A 26392-nucleotide genomic window follows, 5' to 3' on the forward strand; every position below is an offset into this window, starting at 1 on the left:
GCAGCGGGGCGGCCCCTGCTGGCCTAGCTAGATCTGGCCGACCGGCAGTTTCTTCTCCGCCTGGAACGCGTCCTCGACGCGGCCCAGCGCCCAGTAGCCGGACAGCGAAACTTGCTTGCGGTCCAGCCCGCGCTGGACGTAGAAAACATCGCGCAGGGCCTTCATGTAGCCACGTTCGCCGTGCGCAAAGACGTCAGCGGTGCCGCTGGGCCATTCGGCGGCCGCAACAGCGGAGACCAGCAGGTCGCTGCTACCTGCGGGGACGCCGTTGCGCTGCAGCCATGTCACCTGGACGCCGGCAGGGGCAGTGAGCGGCTGGATGTCGGCCGCGGAATCCACTTCCAGGAAGGCGAGCCCGGTGGCGTCTGCCGGCAGTGCTTCGAGGCTGGCGGCGATGGCTGGCAGCGCTGATTCGTCGCCGGCGAAGAGGTACCAGTCGGCGTCGGGATTGGGGTTGTAGCCGCCGCCGGGGCCGGTGAAGATCAATGTTTCGCCCGGTTGCGCGGCGGCAGCCCACGGGCCGGCCAACCCTTCGTCGCCGTGCACCACGAAGTCGATGGCCAGTTCGCGGGCAACCGGGTCAACCCACCTGATGGTGTACGTGCGGGTGACCGGCCAGTGTTCGCGTGGCATTGTTTCGCGGATGGTCGCCAGATCCAGGGGGAGCGGGTAGTCCACCCCGGGCTGCGGAAAGATGATCTTCACGTAGCGGTCAACAGAGTCATTATTGGTGAAGCTGGCAAAACCGTCCCCGCCCGCGACGATCCGCACCATGTGGGGAGAAAGTTGCTCGCGGCGCAGCACTTCCAACGTGGTCTGTGGGCGGTTCTTCTTGGTGGCGCTGGCAGCAGCGGGAACAAAGCTCATAAGGACAGCCTAAGCTAGGGCAGTGCCGGCAACTCCCACGTTACTTCCGCAGCGCCCTGCTCCACCAGCAGCCGATTGACCGCGCTGAACGGCTTTGAACCGAAGAATCCGCGCGACGCCGACAACGGGCTTGGGTGCGCGCTGGACACGATCGGCGTCGCGCCGAGGAGGGGCCGGACGCTCTCGGCATCCTTGCCCCACAACACTGCCACCAACGGCGCCGGCGAGCCGTCCGCTGTGGTGCGTTGCGCGAGGGCGGTGATGGCCGCCGTCGTGATCGCCTCCCAGCCTTTCCGCCGATGCGAGCCGGCCGCACCCGCCCGCACGGACAGCACCTTGTTCAGGAGCAGGACGCCCTGGCCAGCCCATGCGGACAGGTCCCCGTGGACGCGCGGCGGGATCCCCAGGTCTGCATCGAGCTCGCGGTAGATGTTCGCCAGGCTGCGCGGAATGGGCCGGGTGCCCCCGGCCACGGCGAAGGACAGGCCCACCGCATGCCCCGGCGTGGGGTACGGGTCCTGGCCCACAATGAGCACCCGCACCTGGTCGAAAGGTTGCGCAAAGGCACGCAGGACGTTCGACGGCGACGGCAGGATATGGTGCCCAGCGTCGGCTTCGGTGCCCAGAAAGGTCAGGACATCGCGGAGTTGCGGTTCAACGTCGGCCAGGGCCTGGGCCCAGCCTGGCGACACCAGGTCGGACAAGGGCAGCTCAGCCAGCGCTGCGAAGCTATCCCGCTGAGTTGCGGGTGGGTCAAGATCGAAGAGCGCGTCAGGTTCAACCATTCCTTCATTGTGGCAGGGCGCACCTGCGGCCGGCGGCGGTACGCAAATGACAACGGTGTTATTCGTCCGTAGCATGGGGTAGGAACACCGTAATGCCAGCGAAGGGAGCATGCCGTGGCGGAACCAGCACGCGAGCACCTGCCCACGCCGGACTCAAAGCCGTCGCTCCTCGCCGATTTCACCCTCCGAGAGTCGCCGCTGGGCGAGCGCGAACAGCAGATGCTGGCCCTGGAACGGCAATGGTGGAAGTACGCCGGAGCCAAGGAACAAGCCATCCGCGAGCTGTTCGACCTCTCAGCCACCCACTACTATCAGCTGCTGAACGCGCTGATCGACAGTGACGATGCGCTGGCCCACGATCCCATGTTGGTCAAGAGATTGCGTAGACTACGTACGTCTCGCCACCGCGCCCGGACAGCGCGGCGCCTGGGGTCCGACGCATAGACTCCCACGCTGATTCTTCAGCGGCAATCAACAAGGATGTCACTCCCTCATGACCAAGTACGCCCGTGATGAATTCGACAAGGTCCCGCAGACCGCGTCCCGCCAAGGTGTTCATCGGACCGCTTCGGCAGCATCCCGGGTGCGGCTCTGGCCCGTCTTGGCAGTGGGCATCGCGGCCCTGGCCATCGGGCTGGTCTGCTTCCTGGTCCTGCCGGGGCTGGGTTTCACCGCATCATCCGCCGGCTCAAGCCCATCGGCTGCCAGCACCGCGAGCAGCGAACCCACCACTTCTCCCGAGCCGAGCGCCACAGCCAGCGAATCGCCGTCGGCCGAGCCGTCAGCGGAACCTTCTGCCGAGCCCACAGCCACGCAGCCCACCGAAACCACGCCTGCGGCAGACAAAACCCAGCCCGTCGCTGTCTATAACGCAGCCGGCGTCGCTGGCCTGGCCGGAAGCGTCAGCGCCACAGTCCAGGCCGACGGGTGGGCCCTGGGCCAGGTCGGAAACTGGGCCGGCGCCCCGCAGCAAACCTCGGTGATCTTCTACGCCGGCGCGGAGCAACTGGCCAACGCCCAAGAACTGGGCGCCCTCCTTAACATCCCCACTCTGGTCAGCAGCACCGAATTCCAGGTCCCCCTGGTAGTCGTGGTGGGACCCGGATTCCGCTAAATCGTCCTGCGGTTACGCCTGAATAACGTTTGCCGACCGGCCCGTCACGGACCAGCTGTGCCAGGGTCACCTTGGCTAGAGTGGGACATCAGGCATCGGTGTGGGACGGCGCCACACCCCGGCGCGGCAGTCCTTCGACCAACGGAAAATGGGTGGATGAGCATGGCACTGGGAACCGTCAAATGGTTCAACGCGGAGAAGGGCTACGGCTTCATCACGGTTGACGGCTCTGGCAACGACGTTTTCGTCCACTGGTCCGCCATCCAGGGTGACGGCTACCGGGCCCTCGATGAAGGCCAACGCGTGGAACTTGACCTCGGCGAAGGCGAAAAGGGTCCGCAGGCCGAGAACGTCCGGCCGGCAGGGTGACGGCACCGATTCGAGGACGCGGCGTTCGAACCGCTGCGGCTGCGGTGCTGTGCGCGATATTGACGCTTTCGGCTTGCTCGTCCGTTCCCGGCAACGCCCGCACTGACGCGGCGCAAGCCTCAGGAGACGGTGTGCTCCGCGTTGGGCTGATCCTCGACAGCACCGGCGATGGCGCGTTCCTTAACGACTCCCAGCAGGCCGCGGCCACCTTGGCGGTCCGTGAAATCAACGCTGCCGGTGGCCTCAAGGGCCGCCAAGTGGAACTCCTGCCGGCAAAGCCTGGCGAAGACACCGCAGCCCAGGCGCACGCTTTGGTGGAGTCCGAAGCCGACGTGGTTATTGGCCCCACCGACTCAAGCCATGCCAGCGCTGCCATCGACGTCCTGTCCCGTGCCCGCACCCCGCTCATCTCGCCGGCAAACACCGCTGCCGCCCTGTCCACCGTCAACAGTGGCGGATACTATTTCCGCACCGCAGCGGCAGATGTGGCGCAGGGGCCGCTCCTCGCCAAGCTTGCCAAGGATTCCGGTGCCGCGACCGTCTCGTTGCTCTACCAAGACGGCGCGTACGGCAAAGGCGTGGCGACGGCGGCAGCTGAGTCCGCCCGGGAACTGGGGCTTGAGGTGCTGGGTAGCACGCAGTTCACCAGCGGTGCGGCCGGTCCGGCGGCCCAGGCCATTGCTGCGTCGGCGCCGGACGCCGTCATCATCGTGGCCCGCGAGGGCGCGCAGGGTGCACTTGCCGACGTGGCCAAGGCCGGCGTGCAGGGCACCCGTCTGGTCCTGAGCGACGGCGCCTTTGCCCGGTACGGCACTGCGCTGCCCGCCAAATCCCTTGCCGGGGCACGTGCGCTGGTCCCCGGCGGACTGCCGAGCGCTGGCTTCCAGGCTCGGCTCCTGAGCGTCAACGCCAAGCTCAAGGACGTCTCGTTTGCGGCTGAGACGTTCGATGCCGTCACGTTGGCAGCCCTCGCCGCCGCCAAGGCAGGAGACGACGCCGGCCGTTCGATTGCTGCAAACCTCATCGCCGTTTCCGGCGGGTCCGCCTCGGGAACCCCTGGCCCGGTCGTTGCCCCTTGTAAATCCTTCACGTCTTGCCTACCGGCTGCGACAGCTGGGGCGGCAATGAGCTACGACGGCGAATCCGGCCCCATTGACTTCGACGGCAACGGTGACATCACCACTGCTGGCTACACGGTCTTTACGTATGGTGACGACAACGAACCCCAAGCCACGGGAACCGAGAAAGCTGGCCGGTCAGCGCCGTAAATCGCGTCGTGACCAGACTTTGCGGAGAGCTGAACAGCCATGTAGGCGCTTGCACTCACACCTTGAGAGTGCTAATTATTGAGTTAGCACTCTGACGTATCGACTGCTAAGCAGCGCTCGGTTTCGGCCGGCGTTGCGAGGCATCGAGTGATGAGCGAGAGAAACACCTTCCTGAAGTGAGATCCGGACCCAGGGGCATACAGAGGCCGCTGGCAAGGATCGTCCGTCGCGGGCACTGCAGTGGAGGTTCATTCTTAACGACTGTCCCGAAAGGACTACTGCCGTTATGGCCAAGATCATTGCATTTGATGAAGAGGCACGCCGCGGCCTTGAGCGGGGCCTGAACATCCTCGCCGACGCCGTCAAGGTCACCCTCGGCCCGCGTGGCCGCAACGTCGTCCTCGAAAAGAAGTGGGGCGCCCCCACGATCACCAACGATGGTGTTTCCATCGCCAAGGAGATCGAGCTGGACGATCCTTACGAGAAGATCGGCGCCGAGCTGGTCAAGGAAGTTGCCAAGAAGACTGACGATGTCGCTGGCGACGGTACCACCACCGCCACCGTCCTGGCTCAGGCCTTGGTCAAGGAAGGCCTGCGCAACGTTGCTGCCGGCGCCGACCCGCTGTCCCTCAAGCGTGGCATCGAGAAGGCTGTCGAGGCGGTCACCGCTGAGCTGCTGAACTCCGCCAAGGAAATCGAAACCAAGGAAGAGATCGCCGCCACCGCATCGATCTCTGCTGGCGACGAAGAAATTGGCGCCCTGATTGCTGAAGCCCTGGACAAGGTCGGCAAGGAAGGCGTTATCACCGTTGAGGAGTCCAACACCTTCGGCCTGGAGCTCGAGCTCACCGAGGGCATGCGCTTCGACAAGGGTTACATCTCCGCCTACTTCGTCACCGATGCAGAGCGCCAGGAAGTTGTCCTGGAGGATCCCTACATCCTGATCGTCAACTCCAAGATCTCCAACGTCAAGGAACTGGTTGCTGTCCTGGAAAAGGTCATGCAGTCCAACAAGGCGCTGCTGATCATTGCCGAGGACATCGAGGGCGAGGCACTTGCCACCCTGATCGTCAACAAGATCCGCGGCACCTTCAAGTCCGTAGCCGTCAAGGCTCCGGGCTTCGGCGACCGCCGCAAGGCCCAGCTGGCTGACATTGCCGTCCTCACGGGCGGCCAGGTCATCTCCGAAGAAGTTGGCCTCAAGCTGGAGACTGCTGGCCTGGAACTCCTGGGCAAGGCACGCAAGGTTGTTGTCACCAAGGACGAGACCACCATCGTCGAAGGTGCTGGCGACGCTGACCAGATCGCTGGCCGCGTTTCCCAGATCCGCGCCGAGATCGAGAACTCCGATTCGGACTACGACCGCGAGAAGCTGCAGGAGCGCCTGGCCAAGCTGGCCGGCGGCGTTGCAGTCATCAAGGCCGGTGCAGCCACCGAAGTTGAGCTCAAGGAACGCAAGCACCGCATCGAAGATGCAGTGCGCAACGCCAAGGCAGCTGTCGAAGAAGGCATCGTCGCCGGTGGCGGCGTAGCCCTCATCCAGGCCGGCGCCAAGGCGTTTGCCAACCTGAACCTCACCGGCGACGAAGCAACGGGCGCCAACATCGTCCGCGTTGCCATCGACGCTCCGCTGAAGCAGATCGCCTTCAACGCTGGCCTTGAGCCTGGCGTTGTCGTGGACAAGGTCCGCGGCCTGCCCGCAGGCCACGGCCTGAACGCAGCAACCGGCGAGTACGTCGACCTGCTGGCTGCTGGCATCAACGACCCGGTCAAGGTCACCCGCTCTGCACTGCAGAACGCGGCCTCCATCGCTGGTTTGTTCCTCACCACTGAGGCAGTCGTTGCAGACAAGCCTGAGAAGAACCCAGCACCTGCTGGCGGCGGCGACGACATGGGCGGCATGGGCGGCTTCTAAGCCTTCCTGCCGGGCTCACGTCCCGTGCTTTTCCTGAAAGCGGCCTCCTCGAAAGAGGGGGCCGCTTTTTGCTGTCCCGTTGCTGCCCCGCTGTGGGTCTCCGGGAGCTGGCAGTGCTCGACACCTGAAATGTCCGGGTGCTCTGGCAGGATAGTCCGGTGACGATAATTGCAGCGGCTGACGGTTCGGCCTTGGGAAATCCCGGTCCCGCCGGGTGGGCCTGGTACGTGAATGATGACTGCTGGAGCGCTGGCGGCTGGCCGCACGGCACCAACAACCAAGGCGAGCTGATGGCCGTCCTGGATCTTTTCCGCGCCACGGCACATCGCCCGGAGGAAGATTTGCGCATCCTCTGCGACAGCCAATACGTGATCAACTCGATCACCAAATGGATGCCAGGCTGGAAACGGAAGGGCTGGCGCAAGGCAGACGGTAAGCCTGTCCTGAACGTGGACCTCCTCAAGGATCTCGACCGCGAGCTCGCTGGCCGGAAGTACACCTTCGAATGGGTCAAGGGCCACGCCGGACATCCCCTCAACGAAGCGGCGGATGACCGAGCCCGGGCCGCAGCCACCGCCTACCAACAACGCGTGGCGCCGCGGATCGGTCCTGGCTACCTCGACTCGACAGCGCCCCGCAGCGGCGCAGCGGAAATGTCAGACGACGGCGCGTCGGCTGGCGGCAGAAATAGCGTGGCAGGGCGGGGGACAGTCACCAGCGCCTCGGCCGGACAGGCTGCATCCGGCTGGAGGGGGGCAGCGGAGGTCAACAGCAACCCCAGTTCGAGCACCTCCCTGCCAACGCACCAGCCGGCCCTCTATGACGAACCAGACCTGTTCAGCGAGTTGGCAGCGTTCGAGGCGGACGCCGTGTCCCAGCACGACGCTGACGACTCGGCTGAGAAGCTCGTGACGGCACTCGAGCGCGACCTGCTGAGTCCCCAGGTTCGAGGTGACATTGGCCAGACGGCTGTCCTCCTGCACCCGGAGTTCGTGGAAATCGGCAGCTCCGGCAGGATGTGGAGCCGGGATGCCATCATGATGGCGCTCGAAGAAGACCCGGGCGAACGCATCGAGATGGAAGTCCTCAGCACCGACCGCATCAGCGACTCGTCGATCCTGCTGACCTACCGGAGCCTGGCGCGTGCCGGCTCGTCGTTGCGGAGTTCCCTCTGGGTCCTCGACGGTGCCCGCTGGCGGCTGAGGTTCCACCAGGGCACCCCCGAAGCGTAAGGCCTCGCCGATGTGTAGGGCGTCGGCCCAATGGTGTGCAGGGGCAGCTGGGTGCCGGGTCACGGCCGTCAGGCCCTGCGATACAGCTAGCTGAAGCGCATCGCATTCCCTTGCTCCACCTGGGCATAGGTGTTGGCTGCTGACGCCAGCGCCGCGTTGATGGACGCCAGGGAAGCCTCAACCCGGCCCTGCGTCAGGGTCCACTCCATGATCAACGCCTGGAAGTTGGTGGCAGCTGCGCCCCGCCAGGAACCCTGCAGCTCGTCCAGGCCCTGCCTCATGGCATGCACGTCCGCGCTGATCCGATCCACGGTGGCCTGCACGTTGGCCGACTTGACCTGCAACAACTCGGTGTCGACAGAAATGATGCTCATCGGATGGCTCCCTGTTTCCAGCGGCAGCGAGGCTGCCAGGCCCGGGAGATCCGGGCGATGAGACCAGCCTAGGAATGCCCGGCGTCGGCCACCAGCCGCCCAAGGCTATATGTGGATAACTCCGTCGTTGGCTGCCCCGGGAGGTCCGTCCACCAAACCTGCGTCGTCAGTATGTGCGGTGTCTGAGGCTGGGCCGTCGTCGCGCACCGGGAGGCTGACCACCAGGGTCGCGCCGCCGCCGTCGGTCTCCACAAGCTGTACCGAACCGCCATGGGCACCCACAATGGCTGCCACGATCGCCAAGCCGAGCCCGCTGCCGCCCGTCTCGCGGGTGCGTGAGGTATCGGCACGGTAGAAGCGCTCAAAAACCTTGGCGGCATCGTCGGTGGAGATGCCGGGACCGTGATCCCGCACTTCAATGACGGATCTGGATTGGCCATCTACGCTCTGAACCCCTACCGCGAGTTCGATCGGGCTGCCGTCGGGGGTGTAGCGCAGGGCATTGCCCACCAAGTTGCCCACCACCTGGCGGATTTTCGCCTCGTCACCCAGGACGGGGGCAGGGGTGCCAGGGCCGCCGTCGAGCCCCACCAGGGTCACCACCCGCTCGCGATCGCTGGCCTGGGTGTCCACCACCGCGTCATGGGCGATGAGTTGCAGGTCCACGGGCTTCTGCTGCAACGGGCGCTGCTCATCCAGGCGGGCCAGCAGCAGCAGGTCCTCCACCATGGATCCCATCCGCTTGGCTTCGCTCTCGATCCGTCCCATGGCCGTGGCAACGTCTTCCGGCGTAGCCAGTGCGCCGTGTCGGTACAGCTCGGAGAAGCCCCTGATGGTCACCAGGGGTGTGCGAAGCTCGTGCGAGGCGTCGGCGGCGAAGCGGCGCATCTTCGATTCGGATGCCGTGCGTGCGGCGAAGGCGGTCTCGATGTGGGCGAGCATGGCGTTGAGCGAACTGCCCAGCCTGCCCAGCTCGGTATGGGGGTTGTCCACTTCCACGCGCCGGGAAAGATCACCCGCAGCAATCGCGGCTGCCGTCTTTTCAATCCGCGCCAACGGCCGGAACGATCGCGTCACCGTCCAGCTGCCAATCAGCGAGGCGAGGAGGAGCGTCGCCAGCCCCACGGCGGAGGCCACCAGGGTGGCATGCCCCACCACGGCATCGACGTTCCGCAGTGGCAGCCCAATGACGACGACGGCGGGCTCGTTGTTGCTCAAGACGTTCACCGCGACGACGCGCCAATTTTCGTCGTCGGAACCGCGCACCATATACGGGGCGCCGTTGCGGCTCTGCGCCTCGAACACGGAAATACTGGCGATGTCCGGCTGATTGTCTTCCTTACCGCCGAACGTGTACGGGGTCTGGCCGTCGCGGTAGAGGATGAGCGAGTAGTCGGTGGGCACCATCGGATTGGGCGCCTGCAACTGCGTGAAGGATCCCTGCTGGCTTGCCAGCTTAACGGCGGCATAGAGTTTGTCGTCCACCTGGCTCTGCAGGAACGTGTGCAGAAGCGTCATGGTGATGGCGCCGGCTACCGTCAGGGCCACCACCAGCAGGGCCATGATCATGGCTACCAACTGGCTCCGAAGCGACGCGCTCTTCCACTGCTTAACCAAGATCAGCGCTTTTCAGCCGTCCGGAGCACGTAGCCCACGCCGCGCTTGGTCTGGATCAGTGCCGGTGCCTCAGGATCGAGATCGACTTTGCGGCGCAGATACGAGATGTAGGACTCTACGATCGAGGCGTCGCCGTTGAAGTTGTACTCCCAGACGTGGTCCAGGATCTGGGACTTTGACAGCACCCGGTTGGGGTTGAGCATGAGGTAACGCAAGAGCTTGAACTCCGTGGGAGAAAGCTCAATGACGGTACCGCCGCGGCGCACCTCGTGGGCGTCGTCGTCGAGCTCCAGGTCATCCACGCGGATGACGGCGTCATCATCATCCATCGCGGGCTGGGTTCGGCGGAGCACGGCCCGGATCCTGGCCACCACCTCGTCGAGGCTGAACGGCTTGGTGACGTAGTCGTCGCCGCCCACGGTCAGCCCGGTGACCTTGTCCTCCGTGTCATCCTTGGCGGTCAGGAACAGCACCGGGAAGTGTTTGCCGGACGCGCGCAGGCGCCGGGTGACAGTGAAACCATCCATGTCGGGCAGCATGACGTCCAGGACCGCCAGGTCGGGGGAGTGGGCCTCGGCAGCAGCCAGGGCATCACGACCGTTCGCTGCGGAGACCACCTCGAACCCGGCAAAGCGCAGGGACGTGGACAACAGCTCGCGGATGTTGGGTTCGTCGTCCACAACAAGGAGCTTCGCTTCAGGGCCGTTCTTGTTCATGTTCCCATCATGCTCCCAGACACTGGGAGTTTTCTGGATGCACGGTGGGAGTCTGGTGTGGAAAGCAATGAGGAGCAGGTCAGTGCGGAGGGCTGGCTGGGCTGACTACCAGCCCAGGGTGCCTGGTTCGCCCTTGAACGGCCCCACCACCCGGGACGTAATCCAGCCGCCGTAGAAGCCGCCGGCCTGGGGTTGCACCCGCTCGCCAGCCACCTCGCAGCAGTCCACCAGACCCGGGTAGACGGCCACGAGCCCTTTCAAGGATTCGAAGCCCGGCGTCGGATCTGGGTAGTACCAGGCCGCACGCTCGGCAGCGATCCCACCACCATGCACACTCAGATATGCGGCCATGCCCTTGAACTCGCAGAAGCTAGTCCCCGGCGCCGAAACCAGGCTGCCGGGGATGAACGCCGCAGCTGGCACGTAGTAGACCGGCGGGTGACTGGTCTCCAGGACCCGCACGGACTCGGTGGTCTCCAGGATCAGTTCGCCGCCCTGGTAAATCCGGACCAGCTCGTCGCTTGGTTCTACCCGCGGAGGCCGAGGGTAGTCCCAGACTGACTCCTGGCCAGGGCGCGGAATGGGGCGGTTCTTTGCAGGCTTCATCCCACCAGTCTGCACTGCGCTAAACCCAGGCGCTCACTTAATGGTGGGAACCCAACAGCGCCCCAGAACGTTCCGGGCCGGACGTATTCCCACTGTCGGGGGCCGGGAATACAGTGAGGGGTGTTCAGCCTTCCCGTCGTCACTCCGGACCTTCCGGGGCAGCAGGACCCCAACGCCAGGCGAGGCAACACCAGCAGTTCAACGTATTGTGGCCTATCGAAGGGGAATTGACCATCATGACCGATGGAAATGCAATCGAAAGCAACGGCGCCACCGACCGCAGCATCCGAGACTGGGCTGACCTGGCCGAGGAAATGTGGTCCTACCTCACGGGCAAAGGCGCCGCCATCAACTACCAGTTTGTGGACATGACGGTGGAAGTTCCCCGTGACATTGGGCCGGACGCGCCGCGGGCCACGTGGAAGCTCAATGGGAGCCTCCGGGTGACCACCAGCGATAAGGATGCCGCCGGGTCCGATCTGAATCGCAGCTGAGCATCATGGCGCAGTACCGCCTGGACGTTGACCTGGACTTCACTTATACGGATGAGTCGGGATCCGTCACCACGGGTACCGCCCGTGGCGCTGGAACGGAAGTGACAGTGTCGCTGGACAGCCTTGCGCCCATGGGAGGTGGTGGCATGCCGTCGCTCGAGGACGTGCGGCCGTTCGCGGACATGTTGGCGGGCAAAGGGGTCAGTGTGACGTTAGCGGGCCCTGACGGCGCCATCGTCAGCCTGGGCGCAGTGAACAGCCCCGCATCCCAACGGCTGGTGACCAGGAGCGCCAACATCAAGCTGGGCAAGCTTGGTGCCCTGATGCCGCTGGTTCGGCAGGGTCGGCGCAAAAGCACCGCAGCATCCTTGTTGCCGCCGGCAACTCCGCTGCCGTTGCTGCCCACAGTCCGGCGGAAGGTCATCCGCCGGATCACCACCACCCACTACACCAGGGGCAGCGGACGGCCGCGGCTGATCTTCGTCCAGGACGCAGCCAGCTGGACGGGCCAGGTTCCCCGCGAAGTCCTCCTCGACGCTGAAACCTTGACCATCGGCAGCGACCCGGGGTCCGGGCTGCTGCTGGAGGGCCTCGACGGCGTGCACGCGGAGATCCGCCACGACGATCAGGACGAGTACGTCCTGGTGCCGCACGGCCGCGTCAGTGGAAGCGTCTCCGGCAACGGCCCGGCTGTGCTCCGCACCGGCGCCCGGATCCAGATGGGGCAGTGGTGCCTGGCGTTTTTCAGGGAGGAATTCGCGGATCACGGTCGTCCCCACGGTGGCCGGAGCGGCGGCGAACTGGCGTACGAACGCCCGCAGTTTGACCCCCGGACCGGCACCATGGAACGGGACAGCAATGAGAGCGTTACGTAGGGTTTAGCCCGGCGCGTCCGCATCCTTGGCATCGAGGATGCGGTAGGCGTAGCCCTGCTCGGCCAGGAAGCGTTGCCGTTTGGCAGCGAATTCCTGGTCGAGCGTGTCCCTGGCCACCAAAGAGTAGAACCGGGCGGCCCGGCCATCCTTCTTGGGCCGTAGCAACCTGCCCAACCGTTGAGCTTCTTCCTGCCGTGAACCGAAAGATCCCGAAACCTGGATCGCCACCGACGCCTCGGGCAGGTCGATGGAGAAGTTGGCCACCTTGGACACCACCAGCGTGTGGATGGTGCCTGCCCGGAACTCGTCGAAAAGCCGCTGCCGTTCCTTCACCGGAGTGTTTCCCTTGATGACGGGGGCGCCCAGCCGCTCACCAAGTTCGTCGAGCTGGTCAATGTACTGGCCAATCACCAGCAACTGCTCGTCCCGATGCTTGGCGACGAGGCGCTCCACCACCAGGGTCTTGGACTCAGAGGTAGAACACAGCCGGTACTTGTCAGCGTCCTCAGCCATGGCGTAGGCCACCCGCTCGTCGTTGGGCAGGTCAACCCGCACCTCAACGCAGTCAGCCGGGGCAATATAACCCTGGGACTCAATGTCTTTCCAGGGCGCGTCGTACCGTTTGGGCCCGATCAGGCTGAACACCTCGCCTTCCCTGCCGTCTTCCCGGACCAGCGTGGCGGTGAGACCCAGCCGCCGCCGGGCCTGCAGGTCTGCCGTCATCCGGAAGATCGGTGCCGGCAGCAGGTGGACCTCGTCATAGATGATCAAGCCCCAGTCGTGCCCGTCCACCAACTCCAGGTGCGGATACAGGCCGCCCCGCTTGGTGGTGAGGACCTGGTACGTGGCGATGGTTACGGGCCGGACTTCCTTGACGGCACCCGAGTATTCGCCGATCTCCTCTTCCGTCAACGTGGTCCGCTTGAGCAGCTCGTCCTTCCACTGCCGCGCCGCAACGGTGTTGGTGACCAGGATGAGGGTGGTGGTGCATCCCGTGGCCATCGCTGCCGCGCCCACCAAAGTCTTACCCGCACCGCAGGGCAGGACCACCACGCCACTGCCGCCGGACCAGAAGTTCTCGCTCGCCAGCTTCTGGTACGGACGCAGCGACCAGCCGTCCTCGGTCAAAGCGATCAGGTGGGGCGTGCCGTCCACGTAGCCGGCAAGGTCCTCCGCCGGCCAGCCGATCTTGAGCAGCAACTGCTTGAGCTGGCCGCGCTGCGAGGCATGGACCACCACCGTCTCACCGTCGATCCGTGGGCCCAACAGTGGCTGGATTTTCTTGGCCCGGATCACTTCCTCCAGGACAGGGTAATCATCGGTCCGCATCACCAGTCCGTGTTGCGGATCCTTCTCCAACCGCAGCCGCCCATACCGGGACATGGTCTCGGCAACATCCACCAGGAGTGCGTGCGGCACCGGGAAACGCGAGTACTTCAGCAGCGTATCCAGCACCCGTTCGGCGTCGAGCCCTGCCGCCCTGGCATTCCACAATCCCAGCGGGGTAAGCCGGTAACTATGCACATGTTCGGGGGCGCGCTCCAGTTCGGCGAACGGCGCAATAGCGTGCCGGGCTTCGGTGGCGAGCTCATGATCAACCTCCAGGAGGATGGTCTTGTCGCTCTGGACAATCAGGGGTCCGTCGTTCACGCGGGTCCTTTACTGGTGCAGTTCCTCTGCAACCTCGATATCGATGATGCGGTGCACGGAGAGAACGCGTTCGGTCTCCTTGGCGGGGTCAAACACGCGGACACGGCCGCCGCTCACAGACAGCGGAACAACCAGCTCCCGGCTGGCATTCCCCGCACTGTCCACCACGTTCATGCTGATCTTCTGCTTGAGCCTGATGGCACGTTGGAGTGCCTCCAACCCCAGCTGCGTGGCCGCCTCAGCCCCGGCCCCTGCACCAACTGCGGAGTTCCCGACGCCGGTACCCCCTTGCCGCAGGACCGCCAGCTGAGCGTCCATGTCCTCTGCCGGCGGAGCCAGCCCGGGTGCCGAGTAGGTGGGTCTGCCGCCATCAACTGGCACGCTGTGCGGTGTTCGCCGGAATCGGGCGGCTGGCCCGTCGCCACCGTCCACTGCGGGGGAGAGGCCAAGGCTGCGGAGCGCCTGTGCCGCCTCACGCGGAGCGGCAGTGGAAATGAGGACTGTGGGCGCGATCCGGGCCAGGCCGAGGGCGGCGGCGCGTGGCCCGGCGAGGAGTGCGTCCAAGGCGGCTTCGTCGTCGCACTGGATAAAACTGGCGGCGGGACCTACCCGAACCCTGCTATGGCGCGCGGCGGTGTCCTTGACCAGGTATTCCAGCGGCTGCGGGATGGCCGTGGCGGAGTGGTCGCGGAGGAACGCCAGCAGCCCGTCCGCGTCGTACCCCCCGTCCAGGGCGCGGCGAATCGAGGCCACAGAAAACCTGAAGATGCCCGCGGGCCCCTGACCCTCGGCGTCGGCCATCACCAGCAGCTGCTCGGAGAGGGTGGGGGCGAGGTAGCCGGGTGCCACAGCGGTGAGGTCGGCCTGCAGCAGGACATGGTTGAGGGCGGCTGGCAGGTGTTCACCCAAAGCATCGAGAGCCGTATCCTGCTGGTTTGCCGCCACGGCACAGCCGAGCTGGCTCAACGCACCGGAACCCACCAACCCCAAAAGCTCGGCCTCGGCCAACACGCCCCTGATCAACGAGCTGAACCGCCTGGCCATCCGGGGCTGCGACCATTCGGCACGTTGCAACACTGCTGCTGCATCAAGGACAGGTGACATGTCCTCGGGGAGGTCCGCCTGCTCGGTGAGTTCCCAAAGGATTTCCAGGATCCGGCGGCGCACCACCGGCGCATCGGGCCGCTGTGCCTCTGCGGACAAGGCCACGATCGGGCTGCCACCCGTGGCGCGGTGTGCAGGGTTGACGCCCTGCTGGCCCACCAGGGACGGCACGCGCTCGCTGGCCAGCCACGCGTTGACCAACCACAGCCACTGCTCTTGGCGCGGCAAAGTCAGCCACTCAAGATCCGCCGGCCGGGTCCACGCGCTGATATCCACGTCCAATCGGATCAGGCCAGCCAGGCCGCACAGCTCCAGGAGTACACCCGCTTGGGCCTGGTCCACCCGCAAGACATCCGCCAGTCGACGGGTTTCACGGACGCCTACGCCGCCGCTCCGCAGCGTTGCGAGCGGCTGGTTTCCCACCGCGTGGACCAGCTCGGACACCACGCGTAACGTCTCAGAAATCGCGCTGAGGGCTGCGTTCCGGCGAAGCACAGCAGTGGTCTTGCCCATTTCGGGGACCGGTGGCACCAGGGTGAAATCATCGATGACCGCACCCCCGCGCAGGGACAGGCCCACGCTGTGCGGCAGTTCCACGTGTGCAGCGTCCAACGGCACCAGCAGGCCGTGCGCCAAAAGCCAATCCACGGGCCCGACGTCGGTGCCAGCAGCCGAGATTGCCGTCTTTCGTTGGGCCTGGGGTACTGCACCCATGGCCCAGTTCCGGAATCGTGCCAGAAGGGCGGCTGTCCGGTCCGGTGCCGTGGCAAGGATCTTTTGAAGGCCCGCCGGCGACGCTGTCCAGTGCTGCAAGGCTAGGGCAGCTTCCATGGGAGTGGTGGCGGGGTGGATGGCTGCGCCGCTGCGGCGCAGTTCGGCCACCACAGCCACAGCGCGTTGGGCAAACATGGGTTGCAGCCGAACCAGCTCCGTGTAGCTCCGGCCGAGCCCTGCCGGATAGATGCCCACCACGTCCTTCAGCGCCCCTGCTGGCAGGTAGTGCGGTTGTGCCGACGCAGCTGCGGGAGCGCCAGGCGGAGCTGCGGCGCGTTGCACGAGTGCCAAGGCCTGGAGCTCGGCAAGGATCTGGTCGACGTCGGTGGCCGTGGCGCCGGTAATTAGTTTGTGCACTGCGGCGGCAGGCGCGCTGTGGCCTGTGTCGGTATTGGTGCACAGGTGCAGTGTCTCTAGGACCTGAAGCTGGGGTTTGGCGAGCCGTTCCAGCGCCCGTTGCACGCTGACCCTGGAACTGGCCCGTGCCGCCAGGGCTGCGAAGTCTGGCACACCGGGGGAGATGAGATCCGGCCGCGCGGCGAATAGTGCCCGCAACGAGTCATCGCTGCGAGCCGCCAATTCCATGCTGAGCGCGCGAATGAGGGACATCAGTCCAACGTTACCGCCGCTCCGGCTTTCCTGCCCGACGTCGAGCGATCACGCCGTCAATCACGAGGAACAGCATCAGCATGAAAGCCAGCGGCAGTCCATACAGTGCGGTGTAAGTGACCCAGGTCGGTGCCACGGCGCCGCCAAAGGCCAACGCCATGACGGTTCCCACAGCTACAAGGGAGAGAACGGCAATCACGGCGGCAGCGATCATCAGGGGCCGGCGGTACTGCGAGGGAGTCATGGGAACCACGCTACAGCGCACTGCCGATCGGCAGTGAATACCCTCGTGGCGGCGACGCGCAAAGCGGGGTTGGCGGGCTGGGCAGGATAACCTTGAAAGATACAGGCCATATTGGTGCAACTGCCATCCCCTGAACCCGCACAACAGTGCGGATGCGGTGGTGGTCAACCAGGTCCCCCGACATTGAACAAAGAAGGTTGATTGCATGCCTACCGGCAAGGTCAAATGGTACGACAAAGATAAGGGCTTCGGTTTCCTGGCTGGCGAAGATGGGCAGGAAGTGTTTTTGCCCAAGTCATCGTTGCCTGAAGGCGTGACGGATCTTAAGGCGGGCACCCGCGTGGAATTCGGCGTCGCCGATGGCCGCAAGGGCGCCCAGGCACTGGGCCTGCGCGTTCTGGACAAGACGCCGTCCATCGCCAAGGCCAAACGGCCCAGCGCCAAGGACCTCGCCCCGTTGGTGCAGGACTTGGTGAGCGTCCTGGACAACCTGTCCGGCACCCTCTCGGCCGGTAAATACCCGGAGGGCAACAAGGGTAAGGCCATCTCGGCCGCCCTGCGCAAGGTTGCCGACGAGCTGGACGTCTAACAGCCATGTCTGAGGAAGCTGAACAGTCCACAGCGGTGCAACAGGACCCCATTCCCGTTGCCCCGGCTGAGCCAGCTGCGCCTGCTTCTGGGCTGCCTGGCATTTCTGCCTCGCCAACGCGCCGCGCCGGAGTTCCGGTGTGGCGGGTTGGAAAGCCCGATCCCTTCCTGGCCGCAGCCGTCACCGAGGCCCGCGCTGCTGTCGAGGGCATCACGGTACCCGGCGCGATTGGTCCGCACCTTGCGGCCAAGAGCGAGGGCGATCGCTTGGTGACCCACCTGTTCGAGTCCAGGCTTGCCGGGTACCAAGGGTGGCAGTGGTACGCCGTCCTTACCCGGAACTCGCGGTCCAAGGCGGTCACCGTCAGCGAGCTCGGCATGGTGCCCTCGGAGGACTCCATCCTGGCCCCGGAGTGGGTGCCCTGGGCTGAGCGGGTTCGCCCGGAAGATGCGCAAGAGCACCATGCCGGCGATCAGGACGTGCCGGTTGCCCATGCTGTGGTTGCGGCTGACCAGGTGCCCGATCAGGACGGCCAGGACGACGACGCCGACTCTCCTGACGGTGCCGAGCCTGACCAGGCTGACGGGGCCTAAGCCCACAGCGGTAGGTGGTTCCGGGAATCACGACCACAACGAAACGGCGCCGCCCGACGTTCACGTCAGGCGGCGCCGTCGTCCGTTCTGCAGGAGGACCGGGGCGCTATTTGCGCAATTCGCCCACCACGTAGTCGATGCTTGCCAGCAGTGCTGACACATCAGCCGGTTCAATGGCGACGAACGTGGCGATGCGAAGCTGGTTGCGGCCCAACTTACGGTACGGTTCGGTGTCTACCACTCCGTTGGCCCGGAGTACCTTGGCCACCGCGGCGGCGTCGACCGAGTCGTCGAAGTCGATCGTGGCGATAACATTTGATCGCTCATCCGGGTTGGTCACAAACGGTGTTGCATAGTCCGAGGCCTCAGCCCAGCTGTAGATCCTGCCGGCAGAATCTGCTGTCCGCGCGGCGGCGAAATTCAGGCCCCCGTTGCTGTTGAGCCATTGCACCTGGGCGTCCAAGGTGACCAGGGTGGACAACGCCGGGGTGTTGTACGTCTGGTTCAGCCGGGAGTTGTCGATGGCCGTCTGCAGGTCTAGGAAGTCCGGGATCCACCGGTTGGACGCCTTGATCCGAGCCGCGCGTTCCAGTGCCGCAGGGGAAAACAGACCAAGCCAGAGGCCGCCGTCGGAGGCAAAGTTTTTCTGCGGCGCGAAGTAATAGACGTCGCTCTGGGCCACATCCACGTCCAGGCCGCCGGCCGCCGAGGTCGCATCCACAAGGACCAGCGAACCTTCATCGGCGCCCGCCACCCGACGGACCGGGGCGCAAACACCGGTGGAGGTCTCGTTTTGCGGCCAGGCGTACACGTCGACGCCTGCTTCAGCCTGCGGGCTGGGGCGGGTGCCGGGTTGGGACGTGATGATGGAAGAGGCTGCCAGGAAAGGGGCGTTGTTGGTCGCGGCGGCAAACTTTGAACCAAACTCGCCAAAGGAGAGGTGCTGAGCCTTCTCTTCGACCAGGCCAAAGGCGGCGACGTCCCAGAATGCTGTGGACCCGCCAACCCCGAGGACCACTTCGTAGCCCTCCGGAGCGCGGAAGAAGTCACTCAGGCCGGACCGGACGGAACCGACCAAGTTCTTGACCGGCGCCTGCCGGTGCGAGGTACCCAGGATGGTCTTCGATGCCGCAGCGAAGGCATCGACCTGTTCCTGGCGGACCTTTGATGGCCCGGCCCCGAACCGGCCATCCACGGGCAGGAGGTCGGCGGGGATCGTGATGCTGGTATCGCTCACAGGTGCTCCAATGTCGGCGGGGTGTGGCTGGGCCATAGGGGCTTCTCGCCGGCCGCTCGACAGGAGCGGCCGCGGCCCGGGCCTCCTTTATTCTGCCTGAAGTGCAAACCGGCACAGAACTGCCAGCGTCACAGTCCACACATTGAGACAGCAGCCCCACCAGTGCAACTAATCGGACTAACTCAAAATAGGCTAAGCTCGTCAAGGGCTACGTCGCGGGCAAAAGCGATACGGTGGAACAAACGCAGGGTATGGCGCTCGAGGAGCTGAGTTTGATGACGGATCTGATCGACACAACGGAGATGTACCTTCGCACCATTTTGGAGCTCGAGGAAGAAAACATCGTGGCACTGCGGGCTCGCATTGCCGAGCGGTTGCGGCATTCAGGGCCCACCGTTTCGCAGACTATCGGCCGCATGGAGCGCGACGGGCTGGTGGTTGTCTCCGGCGACCGGCATTTGGAACTGACGGACACCGGCCGGAAACGGGCCACCGAGGTCATGCGCAAGCACCGGCTGGCTGAACGGCTGCTGGCCGACGTTATCGGCCTTGACTGGGCCTACGTCCATGACGAGGCCTGCCGCTGGGAGCACGTGATGAGCGAGCGGGTGGAAAAGCGGATCTACGAGTTACTGAACCACCCCACCGAGTCGCCGTACGGGAACCCGATTCCGGGCCTGGCGGCACTGGGTGGCCAGGCCGGCAAGGGCTTCTCCGACGGCGCCATCAGCCTTGTCGAGGCTATGAAGACGTACGGTCCAGCGTCCTCGGTTGGCGTGATCCGGCTCGCCGAGCCAATCCAGGTCGAACCCGAGCTGCTGCTGCAACTCGATGAGGGCGGAATCCGGCCCGGTGCCGCTGTTTCGTTGGAGCGTGTGGGAGATTACATTTCCGTGCGCGTGGCCGGTATTGAGGGTGCCCTCGAACTGCCGCCTGAAGTGGCAGCACACGTTTTTGTGGCCATTAGCTGACCACTTGGTTTGCCCTCCTCGTAGCGTGTTGAACCCCCCAGTGCAAAGATAACGGAATTGTTACTTTGGCTGGGAGGCGGATATAGTTGAAGCTAGGCGTTGATACGTAAGCGTTACCGAATCCGGAGCCGAGCTCTGCCAGCGGATTTGGCGCGTTCATCATTTATCTGGCAGAGGCGGGGGAACCACAACTGGCAGCGAAAGCTGCCTTGGGGTGAAGTCCGCTAGCAGCAAGCCTCTCCAGCGTTGGAATCCCAAGGGATATCTCTGTGCCGAAGCTTGTCCACGGCGGACCGGGTCTTTATCACTCTCTGACCCGAATCCGACAGCTAACTTCGTAGGCTTTCCAGAGAGGAACCCTTCTTGACTAGCCAGACCACCAGGGGTCGCCGTAGAGCGGACGCTCCCTCTCCGGCCCCGCGCGCTGCCGTTGCCAGCTCTGTAGACCGGCCGCGTGACGTACACCGCGATGCCCGCCAGCGGCGTGGACCCTTCCGCCAGATCACCGATTTTGCTTCCGCCAGTGGCATCGGACAGAAGGCTGGCATCGCCCTCGCCGCCACGGGCTTGGCGCTGACCGTGACTATTCCGGCCACCAGCCCCGTCTTGGCCACGGAGGCGCCCGGCACAGATGCGGTGGCAGCAACAGTCCCACAGCCACAGATCTCCGCTGAAGCCTCAGCTCAGCTCGATTTCAACCGGTCTGCCGTTGTGACCAAGGCTGACCCTGACGGCAAGCTGAAGCAACTCCTTAGTGCACAGTCCGCCGGCTCCGTGACCCGTGCTGCCTCCGCTGGCAGCCTAGGTTCGCCACTGGCGTCCTTGACCACCGCGTCGCCCTTCGGCTACCGCGTCAGCCCCATCACTGGTGGCTCGGGCGACTTCCACCGCGGCCAGGACTACGTGGCGCAGTGTGGGACCTCGGTCATGGCTGCTGCTGCTGGCACCGTTACGTTCGTTGGCTGGCACCAGTACGGTGGCGGAAACCGCGTGGTGATCGACCACGGCAACGGCTTGGAGACCACCTACAACCACCTTTCATCCTTCACGGTCAAGGAGGGTCAGACTGTCTCTCGTGGTGATGTTGTGGCCCTCAGTGGCACTACCGGGGCTTCTACCGGTTGCCACCTCCACTTCGAGGTTCAGGTCAACGGTGAAGTAGTTGACCCCACCGGTTGGCTCTAATAAGTAATGGCCAACTACCGGTTCCCCGTTACCGCTCGTGACCTGAACGTGACATTTGATCCGGACTGCTGTACCGTCTAGAGCGCATCACCTTTACCAAAGGTGATGCTCTTGAGTGGATTGCCTAGCTCTGCCACCGCTCAAGGTCCGTTCGCATCACATCGTCTGGCAGGGGCGGGGGAACCAATTGTGGCCTTTCTTGGAAAGGCCTAGGGGTTAAGTCGCAAAGCTTCTTCGGAAGCCATGTGGCCGGGTGACTCCCATCCGAATCCGACAGCTCACCTCGCAGGCATTGGGAGAGGCTACCTTCTTGTCGTCACGCATCAATTCCGCACGCCACCGTGCGCTACCGATTCGCACCAGCCCTTTGAGCACCGTCTCAAAAGCTGTCAGTGCAAACGCCGGTACCGTCGGTCGCCAGGCTGCAGTCCTCGCAGCCGCCTCTGGCCTCATCCTGACCATGGGCCTGCCCGCCACGGCAGCTGACACCACCGCTGGTGTGTCTGCTTCCACCGAATCGGGCGCAGCACAGACGGCACTGGCCGTTACCGCTGCACCCACCGCCACCGTTTCCTTCGAGCGCACCGTGGTCAAGACCGTGGCCGCACCGAAGCCGGAGCCGGTCCGGGCTCAGTCCACCGAACGGGAGACGGCAGCAGCTACCACTGCCGCTGGCCGCACCGCTGCCACTGCCGCCCAGGCAGCAACGGCAGCAGCGCCGGAAACCAAGGCTGTCGAAGTTGCTCCCGCTGCAGCGTCAACGTCTGGCATCGCAGCCATTGCCTACACCGGCATCGGCCGTCCTTACGTCTGGGGCGGCACCACCCCTAATGGCTGGGACTGCTCAGGCTTCACCCAGTGGGTTTACGCCCAGGCTGGCATCAGCATTCCCCGCGTCAACGCGTGGAACGCCATGACCCCCACGTCCAACCCGCAGCCGGGTGACTTGGTCATGCAGAACGGCGGCGCACACGTAGGCATCTACGTTGGCAACGGCATGATGATCAGCGCGTTGAACCCCTCACAGGGCACCTTGCTCCACGCTGTGGCCGCAACCGGCTCTTCCTCGTACTACACACTCAGCAAATAATTCTTGGGGCTTCGGCCCCAAGAATTTTTGTTTGCACCACCCTTCCCCATCCCTAGCAAATCCCCGTTCAGACCATGCCGGAATTCCCCCAAGCTTCCGGCCTGGCCGACGCCCGGCCTGCCATCAGCAGGGTCCGGGGAAACGAAAGAGAGAACTGATGACTACTCGTGCTACCGCACGGCATCGCGCCGAAGTCACCACAACCAACTCAATCGCAGTCCTTGCCAAGACCGTTGGCGGCAACGCCGGTGTCTTCGGACGCCAGGCAGCTGTTATTGCAGCAGCGTCCGGGTTGGTGCTGACCAGCGGCCTCGCGGCCAACGCAGCTGATGCCAACGTCAAGCGTGAGTCCGCTCCGCTGTCCGGCGTGGAAGTTGGCTCCACTGTTGCCACTCCCATCTCTGCAGCTTCCACCATCGCTATCACCTTCGAGAAGCCGGCAGTCACCACCACGCCCGCTCCCGTTGTTGAGCCTGAGCCCGTCGTTGAGGTCCAGGAAGCTGAGCCCGTAGCTGCTGCAGCACCCGCTGCCGCTGTTACCGCTGCACCGGCAGTAGCTGCTGCAACGGCAAAGGTCACCACCAAGGCCGCTGCCCCCGCCGCGCAGGCTCCCGCCAGCAACAAGGGTGCAGCGATCCTCTCAGCTGCTTACGCCCAACTCGGCGTGGTGCAGGACTGCACCATGCTGGTCACTAACTCCCTGGCAGCCGTGGGCATCAACTTCCACGACTGGCCCGCTGGCTACCTGGGCCTCGGCCGCACCGTCAGCGCAGCGGAAGCACAGCCCGGCGACCTGATCTACTACGCCAACGGCGGCTCGGGCATGGCCCACATTGCTGTCTACGCAGGCAACGGCCAGGCCGTCCATGGCGGATTTAACGGCAACCAGACCATCGTCTTCAGTGCCAACGTGGGTTCCGGCCCCGTGTTCATCCGCGTCAACTGATTCGAACGCTACCTTGGGCCCCCGCAGCTTCGGCTGTGGGGGCCCATTGTTTTAACGTTCCGTAGGTATTCTGCCGACACGGCGACCCCTCGCCGCGGAATTAGCTGATGCCCTGCATCGTTGTTTACTCTTGTCATGTCGATCCATAGCCCGGACATGCCGAGGGCAGCCGGCCCTCGTGCCCCTGACGGGTGCGGCCGTGAAGAGGAACGCGCATGCGCACTCTCGTTCTGAATGCTGGATATGAACCCCTTGCGGTTGTCACCTTCCGCCGGGCTCTGGTGCTTGTGCTGACGGGAAAGGCAAGCGTCATCGCAGAAGGTGACGATCCCGTCGTGGGCCCCCAGGAAATCCTGGGCAGGCCGTCCGTCATTTTGCTCAATCGATACATCCGTCCGCGCTATAACGAAAACGCTGCCGTCAGTAGGCGCGGGGTCCTGCGCCGCGATGCGCACGTCTGTGCCTATTGCGGGAAGGCTGCACACACGATCGACCACGTGCAGCCAAAGTCGCGCGGCGGTGCCGACTCATGGGACAACTTGGTGGCCGCCTGCCTCCGCTGCAATAACAACAAGGGTGACCATACTCCAGCGGAGATGGGCTGGAAGCTGCGGTTCGTGCCCGGTCCGCCGCATGGGGCCATCTGGCAGATCAAGGAACTGGAGAAGCCAACTCCTGCCTGGGACCCGTTCCTGTTGCCCGAGCGGGCCGCCTGACCCTGGCTGGTCAGGAGATGTGGTTCCCCGTTGCCGTGGCTAGGCTAGGGGAGTGCCCATAGCCCCGCTAGCCCTCGACGCCGTCATCCTGGCGGGAGGCAGGTCCGCACGACTGGGCGGCGTCTCCAAGGCCACCCTGGTGCTTGCGGGCACCACCCTCCTTGGCCATGCAGTCCAGGCCGCTGCCGGCGCAGGAGTGCGGCGGATAGTGGTGGTGGGGCCCACCATTGGTTCGTTGCCAGCCGACATCCTGACCTGCCGCGAAGACCCTCCGTTTGCTGGCCCCGCTGCGGCTATCGCCTGCGGGTTGGGGGCGCTTGCTGCCGCCAGCCCGGCCGAGGTAGCGTGCGAGCCATGCCATGTCCTTGTCCTGGCCTGCGACATGCCGCTGGCCGCTGGCGCCGTTGCAATCCTGCGGGCCGCCTTGCCGGCGGCCGTCGCTGCGGGCAGGCGCGGGGTGATGGCCAGCACGTCGGCAGGGGAGCGGCAGTTCCTCCTCGGTATTTATGACACAGATGAGTTAAAATCGGCGGCCCGCGGACTCCAGGCCAAGGGTCGCTTGGTCGACGGTTCCGTTCGCTCTCTCCTTGCTAATCTGGATGTGCAACTGGTCACCGTTCCCAGCGAGTACACAGCGGATGTGGACACCTGGGCCGATGCCGCAGCAGGTGGAATCGCCGGAGCGCACGGCTCGGAGGCAGGCCAAGAATGCCACGGCCCGAACAACCCTGGAGGCGACACATGACAAGCCAAGAAGAAACACTCGAAGAATGGTGCCGGCTCCTGCTTCAGGCTTACCACCTTGATGGTGTCCGAGTGGATGTGGCAGCCATTCTGTCGTTGGCCGGGGTGGCTGCGCACTCGGTGGTGCGGCCAGCGGCGCCACTGACCACGTTCGTCGCTGGCTATGCCGCTGGGTTGGCTGCGGCGCAGGGCGAATCAGCTGACCCCGAGGCCATGGCTGCAGTGCTTGGCGTGGCCCGCACTCTGGCTGCCGACTATGAGCCGGCTGCCAAGGGAGCGCCCGGCGAATGACCACAGAGCTCGTCGACGAGTCCGGCCTAGGTCATGCGCAAGAGCCTGGCCAAGACGCCGAACAAGAACCTGTCCACCTTGATCACACCTGGTGGGAAGCCCGGCAGGTCGCTTTCGACGCGGCCACGCCCATTCCGGCTGGCCCCGTAGCCTTGGAATTGGCGTTGGGCCGTGTCCTGGACCACGACATGGTGGCGCTGCACGACATGCCGCACTATGCGTCGTCGGCCATGGATGGGTGGGCTGTGAACGGCTCTGGACCGTGGATCGTTGCCGACGCCGGGACCAGGCTTGCACCCCACCAGGCAAGTCCCATTGCCACGGGCGGGCTGATCCCGCCGGGAGCCAAGGCTGTCCTGCGGAGCGAGTCTGCGGTGCTGGGGGTCGACGGTGAGGGGCTTCCCATCTTGCGTGCGGGGGGAACCGCAAAGCCTGGCGAGCCTCGAAGCGGGCAGCACATCCGGAACGCGGCAGAAGAAGCGAGGGCCGGTGATGTGCTGGTCAAAGCTGGGGTGTGCCTGAACCCGGCGCACTTGGCCGTGGCGGCGCTGGCGGGCTATGACACCTTGCGTGTGCAGGGCAAACCGGTGGTCCGGCTGCTCCTTACCGGAGGCGAGGTGGTCCAACAGGGCCTGCCGGAACCCGGCAAGGTACGCGACACCTTCGGCCCGCAACTGGCGGCGGCCGTCCTGATGCTCGGCGGGCTCGCGGGCGGACACCAACGGATCGGCGACTCGTACCGGGAATGGTTGGCCGGCTTGGACGACGTGCTCCCTGACCTGCCGGGGGCGCCCGACCTGCCTGCCGACGTCGTGATTACCACCGGCGGAACCGGCCGGTCCGGTACCGATCACCTGCGGCGCGCGGTCGCTGAACTTGGCGGCAGGCTGATCATTGACGGGGTGGCCATGCGGCCCGGCCACCCCGTGGTGCTGGCGGAACTGCCCGATGGCAGGTTTGTGCTGGGCCTGCCGGGCAATCCGTTGGCCGCCATGCTGGCCTTGTCCACTATTGGTGCGCCACTTCTTGCCGCGCTGGGCCACGGTTCCCTCCCGCAGGTGCAGGAGGTGCCGTGCGGGACGGTACTCGATGCCGAGTTGGGCCGGACCAGGTTGCTGCCGTTCCGGCTGGTCTATGGGATGGCGTCGCCCGCCCAATACGCCGGCTCGGGCATGATGCGCGGCCTTGCCGAGGCAGACGGGGTCTTGGTGGTTCCACCGCACGGGGTTCAACTGGGCGAATCCGTCCCGGCCTTCGCCCTGCCATGGGGTCCGCCGCTGCCCAGCACCCCGGACCCCACGGCGGGGGCCAAACCGAGGACTCCCACAGCAGGCGGCGCCAAACTGCGGGCGAAAGCGCCAGCCGGACCCGTGGACTGGAGCGCGCTCTTTGACTGACGTAGACGCACGAGCAACCA

28 protein-coding genes and 2 riboswitches are annotated in these 26392 nt (G+C 65.0%); of the genes, 18 read left to right on the forward strand and 10 right to left on the reverse strand.

Annotation, left to right across the window (positions count from 1 at the left end; translation table 11 throughout):
- Positions 1–27: 27 nt before the first annotated feature.
- Complete coding sequence (locus PSET11_RS05970) at positions 28–867, reverse strand: siderophore-interacting protein (RefSeq protein WP_124091195.1); 840 nt, start codon at positions 865–867, stop codon at positions 28–30.
- A 14-nt stretch (positions 868–881) separates the two neighbouring features.
- Entirely contained in the window at positions 882–1652 is a 771-nt protein-coding gene (locus PSET11_RS05975; RefSeq protein ID WP_124091196.1) for a uracil-DNA glycosylase, read from the reverse strand.
- Between the two features lie 114 nt (positions 1653–1766).
- Between PSET11_RS05975 and PSET11_RS05980 the strand changes: the two genes are divergently transcribed.
- The 6 genes from PSET11_RS05980 to PSET11_RS06005 all read left to right on the forward strand — a co-directional run bounded on the left by PSET11_RS05980 (position 1767) and on the right by PSET11_RS06005 (position 7550).
- Entirely contained in the window at positions 1767–2096 is a 330-nt protein-coding gene (locus PSET11_RS05980) for a DUF3263 domain-containing protein (RefSeq protein WP_124091197.1), read from the forward strand.
- A gap of 49 nt (positions 2097–2145) precedes the next feature.
- Positions 2146–2766 carry a LytR C-terminal domain-containing protein gene (locus PSET11_RS05985; protein WP_124091198.1) on the forward strand — a complete coding sequence of 207 codons (621 nt, stop codon included), beginning with the start codon at positions 2146–2148 and terminating at the stop codon, positions 2764–2766.
- A gap of 162 nt (positions 2767–2928) precedes the next feature.
- On the forward strand, positions 2929–3135 hold the full coding sequence (locus PSET11_RS05990; protein ID WP_124091304.1) for a cold-shock protein: 207 nt from the start codon (positions 2929–2931) through the stop codon (positions 3133–3135).
- Between the two features lie 131 nt (positions 3136–3266).
- Positions 3267–4403: an ABC transporter substrate-binding protein gene (locus PSET11_RS05995; protein ID WP_345788818.1), complete on the forward strand. Its 1137-nt coding sequence runs from the start codon at positions 3267–3269 to the stop codon at positions 4401–4403.
- Positions 4404–4689: 286 nt separating this feature from the next.
- Positions 4690–6318: a chaperonin GroEL gene (gene groL / locus PSET11_RS06000; RefSeq protein WP_124091200.1), complete on the forward strand. Its 1629-nt coding sequence runs from the start codon at positions 4690–4692 to the stop codon at positions 6316–6318.
- 158 nt (positions 6319–6476) lie between these two features.
- Complete coding sequence (locus PSET11_RS06005; RefSeq protein WP_124091201.1) at positions 6477–7550, forward strand: ribonuclease HI family protein; 1074 nt, start codon at positions 6477–6479, stop codon at positions 7548–7550.
- Between the two features lie 86 nt (positions 7551–7636).
- Here the strand turns inward: PSET11_RS06005 and PSET11_RS06010 are convergent, their stop codons facing one another.
- The 4 genes from PSET11_RS06010 to PSET11_RS06025 all read right to left on the reverse strand — a co-directional run bounded on the left by PSET11_RS06010 (position 7637) and on the right by PSET11_RS06025 (position 10863).
- Positions 7637–7924, reverse strand: a complete 288-nt coding sequence (locus PSET11_RS06010; protein WP_124091202.1) for a WXG100 family type VII secretion target — start codon at positions 7922–7924, stop codon at positions 7637–7639.
- Positions 7925–8029: 105 nt separating this feature from the next.
- On the reverse strand, positions 8030–9541 hold the full coding sequence (locus tag PSET11_RS06015) for a sensor histidine kinase (RefSeq protein WP_203415915.1): 1512 nt from the start codon (positions 9539–9541) through the stop codon (positions 8030–8032).
- A 2-nt stretch (positions 9542–9543) separates the two neighbouring features.
- Positions 9544–10257 carry a response regulator transcription factor gene (locus tag PSET11_RS06020; protein ID WP_124091203.1) on the reverse strand — a complete coding sequence of 238 codons (714 nt, stop codon included), beginning with the start codon at positions 10255–10257 and terminating at the stop codon, positions 9544–9546.
- A gap of 105 nt (positions 10258–10362) precedes the next feature.
- A complete protein-coding gene (locus PSET11_RS06025; RefSeq protein WP_124091204.1) occupies positions 10363–10863 on the reverse strand; it encodes a DUF427 domain-containing protein in 501 nt (166 codons plus the stop codon).
- A gap of 236 nt (positions 10864–11099) precedes the next feature.
- Here PSET11_RS06025 and PSET11_RS06030 point away from each other — a divergent pair, with 236 nt between their 5' ends.
- Positions 11100–11357: a hypothetical protein gene (locus PSET11_RS06030; protein ID WP_124091205.1), complete on the forward strand. Its 258-nt coding sequence runs from the start codon at positions 11100–11102 to the stop codon at positions 11355–11357.
- Positions 11358–11362: 5 nt separating this feature from the next.
- Positions 11363–12232: an FHA domain-containing protein gene (locus tag PSET11_RS06035; RefSeq protein WP_124091206.1), complete on the forward strand. Its 870-nt coding sequence runs from the start codon at positions 11363–11365 to the stop codon at positions 12230–12232.
- 3 nt (positions 12233–12235) lie between these two features.
- On the opposite strand, the gene PSET11_RS06040 is transcribed toward PSET11_RS06035, so the two are convergent.
- From PSET11_RS06040 to PSET11_RS06050, 3 genes are read right to left on the reverse strand one after another with little or no spacing between them, the layout of a single operon-like run.
- Positions 12236–13882, reverse strand: coding sequence for a DNA repair helicase XPB (locus tag PSET11_RS06040; RefSeq protein ID WP_124091207.1), 1647 nt, complete (start codon positions 13880–13882; stop codon positions 12236–12238).
- A gap of 9 nt (positions 13883–13891) precedes the next feature.
- The gene (locus PSET11_RS06045; RefSeq protein ID WP_124091208.1) at positions 13892–16369 is read right to left on the reverse strand and encodes a helicase-associated domain-containing protein; all 2478 of its coding nucleotides are present in this window, start codon (positions 16367–16369) and stop codon (positions 13892–13894) included.
- A 10-nt stretch (positions 16370–16379) separates the two neighbouring features.
- A complete protein-coding gene (locus PSET11_RS06050; RefSeq protein ID WP_124091209.1) occupies positions 16380–16613 on the reverse strand; it encodes a hypothetical protein in 234 nt (77 codons plus the stop codon).
- A gap of 205 nt (positions 16614–16818) precedes the next feature.
- Here PSET11_RS06050 and PSET11_RS06055 point away from each other — a divergent pair, with 205 nt between their 5' ends.
- Together PSET11_RS06055 and PSET11_RS06060 are read left to right on the forward strand one after the other, a co-directional pair.
- Positions 16819–17202 carry a cold-shock protein gene (locus PSET11_RS06055; RefSeq protein WP_124091210.1) on the forward strand — a complete coding sequence of 128 codons (384 nt, stop codon included), beginning with the start codon at positions 16819–16821 and terminating at the stop codon, positions 17200–17202.
- Positions 17203–17207: 5 nt separating this feature from the next.
- Positions 17208–17795 (forward strand): DUF3027 domain-containing protein, encoded by a 588-nt coding sequence (locus PSET11_RS06060; protein ID WP_124091211.1) that lies wholly within the window; start codon positions 17208–17210, stop codon positions 17793–17795.
- Positions 17796–17901: 106 nt separating this feature from the next.
- On the opposite strand, the gene serC is transcribed toward PSET11_RS06060, so the two are convergent.
- On the reverse strand, positions 17902–19032 hold the full coding sequence (gene serC / locus PSET11_RS06065; RefSeq protein WP_124091212.1) for a phosphoserine transaminase: 1131 nt from the start codon (positions 19030–19032) through the stop codon (positions 17902–17904).
- 275 nt (positions 19033–19307) lie between these two features.
- Between serC and PSET11_RS06070 the strand changes: the two genes are divergently transcribed.
- The 8 genes from PSET11_RS06070 to PSET11_RS06100 all read left to right on the forward strand — a co-directional run bounded on the left by PSET11_RS06070 (position 19308) and on the right by PSET11_RS06100 (position 26372).
- Positions 19308–20003 (forward strand): iron-dependent transcriptional repressor DtxR, encoded by a 696-nt coding sequence (locus PSET11_RS06070; protein WP_124091213.1) that lies wholly within the window; start codon positions 19308–19310, stop codon positions 20001–20003.
- A 159-nt stretch (positions 20004–20162) separates the two neighbouring features.
- Positions 20163–20362, forward strand: a riboswitch (cyclic di-AMP (ydaO/yuaA leader).
- Positions 20363–20366: 4 nt separating this feature from the next.
- Positions 20367–21188 carry a M23 family metallopeptidase gene (locus tag PSET11_RS06075; RefSeq protein WP_124091214.1) on the forward strand — a complete coding sequence of 274 codons (822 nt, stop codon included), beginning with the start codon at positions 20367–20369 and terminating at the stop codon, positions 21186–21188.
- 135 nt (positions 21189–21323) lie between these two features.
- A riboswitch (cyclic di-AMP (ydaO/yuaA leader) is annotated at positions 21324–21494 on the forward strand.
- Between the two features lie 61 nt (positions 21495–21555).
- On the forward strand, positions 21556–22278 hold the full coding sequence (locus PSET11_RS06080) for a C40 family peptidase (protein WP_124091215.1): 723 nt from the start codon (positions 21556–21558) through the stop codon (positions 22276–22278).
- A 157-nt stretch (positions 22279–22435) separates the two neighbouring features.
- The gene (locus tag PSET11_RS06085) at positions 22436–23224 is read left to right on the forward strand and encodes an NlpC/P60 family protein (protein WP_124091216.1); all 789 of its coding nucleotides are present in this window, start codon (positions 22436–22438) and stop codon (positions 23222–23224) included.
- A gap of 215 nt (positions 23225–23439) precedes the next feature.
- Positions 23440–23940, forward strand: a complete 501-nt coding sequence (locus PSET11_RS06090; RefSeq protein WP_124091217.1) for an HNH endonuclease — start codon at positions 23440–23442, stop codon at positions 23938–23940.
- A 52-nt stretch (positions 23941–23992) separates the two neighbouring features.
- Positions 23993–24685 (forward strand): molybdenum cofactor guanylyltransferase, encoded by a 693-nt coding sequence (mobA, locus tag PSET11_RS06095; protein WP_238989052.1) that lies wholly within the window; start codon positions 23993–23995, stop codon positions 24683–24685.
- Positions 24682–24975, forward strand: a complete 294-nt coding sequence (locus tag PSET11_RS16860; protein WP_238989053.1) for a DUF6457 domain-containing protein — start codon at positions 24682–24684, stop codon at positions 24973–24975. Before mobA ends, PSET11_RS16860 begins: the two co-directional genes overlap by 4 nt.
- A complete protein-coding gene (locus tag PSET11_RS06100) occupies positions 24972–26372 on the forward strand; it encodes a molybdopterin molybdotransferase MoeA (RefSeq protein ID WP_124091218.1) in 1401 nt (466 codons plus the stop codon). The genes PSET11_RS16860 and PSET11_RS06100 overlap by 4 nt, the downstream gene beginning before the upstream one ends.
- Positions 26373–26392 lie beyond the last annotated feature (20 nt).

The organism is Arthrobacter ulcerisalmonis (assembly GCF_900609065.1).
Classification (GTDB): domain Bacteria; phylum Actinomycetota; class Actinomycetes; order Actinomycetales; family Micrococcaceae; genus Arthrobacter; species Arthrobacter ulcerisalmonis.

Coding starts and splice junctions, on each gene's coding strand:
- PSET11_RS06070 (WP_124091213.1), top strand. CDS start 19,308: ATGACGGATCTGATCGACACAACGGAGATGTACCTTCGCACCATTTTG.
- PSET11_RS06055 (WP_124091210.1), top strand. CDS start 16,819: ATGCCTACCGGCAAGGTCAAATGGTACGACAAAGATAAGGGCTTCGGT.
- PSET11_RS16860 (WP_238989053.1), top strand. CDS start 24,682: ATGACAAGCCAAGAAGAAACACTCGAAGAATGGTGCCGGCTCCTGCTT.
- PSET11_RS06060 (WP_124091211.1), top strand. CDS start 17,208: ATGTCTGAGGAAGCTGAACAGTCCACAGCGGTGCAACAGGACCCCATT.
- PSET11_RS06010 (WP_124091202.1), bottom strand. CDS start 7,924: ATGAGCATCATTTCTGTCGACACCGAGTTGTTGCAGGTCAAGTCGGCC.
- PSET11_RS06050 (WP_124091209.1), bottom strand. CDS start 16,613: ATGACTCCCTCGCAGTACCGCCGGCCCCTGATGATCGCTGCCGCCGTG.
- PSET11_RS06020 (WP_124091203.1), bottom strand. CDS start 10,257: ATGAACAAGAACGGCCCTGAAGCGAAGCTCCTTGTTGTGGACGACGAA.
- PSET11_RS05985 (WP_124091198.1), top strand. CDS start 2,146: ATGACCAAGTACGCCCGTGATGAATTCGACAAGGTCCCGCAGACCGCG.
- PSET11_RS06025 (WP_124091204.1), bottom strand. CDS start 10,863: ATGAAGCCTGCAAAGAACCGCCCCATTCCGCGCCCTGGCCAGGAGTCA.
- PSET11_RS05990 (WP_124091304.1), top strand. CDS start 2,929: ATGGCACTGGGAACCGTCAAATGGTTCAACGCGGAGAAGGGCTACGGC.
- PSET11_RS06090 (WP_124091217.1), top strand. CDS start 23,440: ATGCGCACTCTCGTTCTGAATGCTGGATATGAACCCCTTGCGGTTGTC.
- groL (WP_124091200.1), top strand. CDS start 4,690: ATGGCCAAGATCATTGCATTTGATGAAGAGGCACGCCGCGGCCTTGAG.
- PSET11_RS05975 (WP_124091196.1), bottom strand. CDS start 1,652: ATGGTTGAACCTGACGCGCTCTTCGATCTTGACCCACCCGCAACTCAG.
- PSET11_RS06045 (WP_124091208.1), bottom strand. CDS start 16,369: ATGTCCCTCATTCGCGCGCTCAGCATGGAATTGGCGGCTCGCAGCGAT.
- PSET11_RS06085 (WP_124091216.1), top strand. CDS start 22,436: ATGACTACTCGTGCTACCGCACGGCATCGCGCCGAAGTCACCACAACC.
- PSET11_RS06030 (WP_124091205.1), top strand. CDS start 11,100: ATGACCGATGGAAATGCAATCGAAAGCAACGGCGCCACCGACCGCAGC.
- PSET11_RS05970 (WP_124091195.1), bottom strand. CDS start 867: ATGAGCTTTGTTCCCGCTGCTGCCAGCGCCACCAAGAAGAACCGCCCA.
- PSET11_RS06100 (WP_124091218.1), top strand. CDS start 24,972: ATGACCACAGAGCTCGTCGACGAGTCCGGCCTAGGTCATGCGCAAGAG.
- PSET11_RS06035 (WP_124091206.1), top strand. CDS start 11,363: ATGGCGCAGTACCGCCTGGACGTTGACCTGGACTTCACTTATACGGAT.